Annotated in this window: 1 protein-coding gene and 1 pseudogene; both read right to left on the bottom strand. The window is 65.1% G+C overall.

All coding sequences use genetic code 11. From position 1 onward, the window contains the following. Positions 1-346 (bottom strand): annotated as a pseudogene (gene pstC / locus KH616_RS24555) (phosphate ABC transporter permease PstC); the annotation flags it as partial. Positions 347-440: 94 nt separating this feature from the next. Beyond that, complete coding sequence (pstS, locus tag KH616_RS24550) at positions 441-1,475, bottom strand: phosphate ABC transporter substrate-binding protein PstS (protein ID WP_292253855.1); 1,035 nt, start codon at positions 1,473-1,475, stop codon at positions 441-443. Positions 1,476-2,004: the final 529 nt, after the last annotated feature.

The raw sequence follows: 2,004 nt of genomic DNA, 5'->3' as shown, positions 1-2,004 counted from the left end.
ACACGGGCGCGAGCTCGGTCAGTAACAGCGCGATGCCGAAGCTGACCGGCACGGCGATCACCAGGGCGATGATCGATGTCACGATCGTGCCGTAGATCGGCACGAGCGCGCCGTAGACATCCGCATTGGGATCCCATTCGGATTGCCACAGGAAGGCGATGCCGAACTTCTGGATGGTCGGCATCGACGAGATGATCAGCGAGACGATGATGCCGCCCAGCAGCAGCAGCGTCACAATGGCGGCGAGCCGGGCCAGGCCGCCGAACAGGATGTCCCCGAGACGGCCGGGCGCGCGTTGTGGCGCCTTGCCGGCAGACGTGGGCGACGCGTATGGAATATCAGACATGGGTGCCTGTTTTCGAATGCCGGACGCCATGACGTCCGGCCTTACTGCACACACTGCCCGACCCGCTCGGCCGGGCAGCGAACCGCTGCAACACTTACTCGGCGGCGATCGGCTTGCCGGCCGCGTCCGTCACTTTCACCTTCCACTGCTTGCGGATTTCCGCTTCGACCGCCGGTGGCAGCGAAATGTAGTCGAGGCTGTCGGCCGCCTTCTCGCCGTTCTTGAACGCCCAGCTGAAGAACTTCAGCGTTTCCGCGCCCAGTTCCGGCTTGTCCTGCTTCGCGTGCAGCAGCACGAACGTCGCACCGACGACCGGCCATGCTTCCTTGCCCGGCTGGTTCGTGAGGATCTGGTAGAACGACTTCGACCAGTTCGCGCCTGCAGCCGCCGCCTTGAAGGTTTCCGTCTTCGGCTCGACAACCGTGCCCGTCGAGTTCTTCAGCGCGGTGTACACCATGTTGTTCTTCTTCGCGTACGCCCACTCGACGTAGCCGATCGCGCCCGGCAGACGCTGCACGAATGCCGCGACGCCGTCGTTACCCTTGCCGCCCGTACCGGTCGGCCAGTTGACCGTCGTGCCTTCGCCGACCTTCGACTTCCAGTCGTCGCTGACCTTCGACAGGTAGTTCGTCCAGATGAAGCTCGTGCCCGAGCCGTCGGCACGGCGCACGACCGCGATGTCCGTATCCGGCAGCTTGACCTTCGGGTTCAGCGCGGCGATGGCCGGATCGTTCCACTTCTTGATCTTGCCGAGGTAGATCTCGCCGAGCACCGGGCCCGACAGCGTCAGTTCGCCCGCCTTCACGCCCGGGACGTTGATGACCGGCACCACACCGCCGACCACCGTCGGGAACTGGAACAGGCCGTCCTTCGCGAGCTCTTCATCCTTCAGCGGCGCGTCCGAACCGGCGAAATCGACCGTCTTCGCGATGATCTGCTTCAGGCCGCCCGACGAGCCGATGCCCTGGTAGTTGATCTTTGCGCCGCCGGCATGCTGGTAATCCGCAGCCCATTTCGTGTAGATCGGCATGGCGAAGGTGCTGCCTGCGCCCGTGATGTCGGCAGCGTGCGCAGCAACGGTAAAGAGCGCGCCAGCCAGGCCGGCAATCGCGGTTTGCATCAATTTCATGAGACCTCCAGTGTGAGTGCGGATGACTACGGCACCGCGAAGGTTAGGGGCTGCTCATGACAGTAATGTGACAATCAATGAAACTGGCGTGACAGTAACATGACGACCTGAAAGGCGCGAAAACCGGCTGGACGCGTCGCCCGCAAGGCGACGGAAATATGGAGGTTAGGCAAGAATCGCCCGAAAGGGAAATGCGGCGGAGGCGCCGCTGCGCGGTCTCCACCGCGGTGGCACGGGCCGAACACACCGTTTTGCCACACGCTGGCAGCGCTGAAGCGCGTTGCCCGCCTCCCGGCCATTCGAGGGTCGGACGCGCTCAGCCGCGTGCGAACGGCAACGCGGATCCCCGTCCCGGCCGCAACAGGATTGCGGCTGTTGCCGAACGTCTGTCGGACCCTTTGCCCGGCCCGCCGCGCATATCGGCTGTGACCGGGCGCGGCACCGCCGGCGAGACGCCGGCGGTGCCGGCACGTCAGTCCGTCGCCGCGCGCACTGCGTCGGCGATCGCCTCGGCGTGGCGGTCGGCGTC

The sequence above is a fragment of the Burkholderia sp. genome (assembly GCF_018375725.1).
Taxonomy (GTDB): domain Bacteria; phylum Pseudomonadota; class Gammaproteobacteria; order Burkholderiales; family Burkholderiaceae; genus Burkholderia.
The sequence above is the reverse complement of the archived record's forward strand: the minus strand, read 5'-3'. Positions and strand labels throughout refer to the sequence as shown.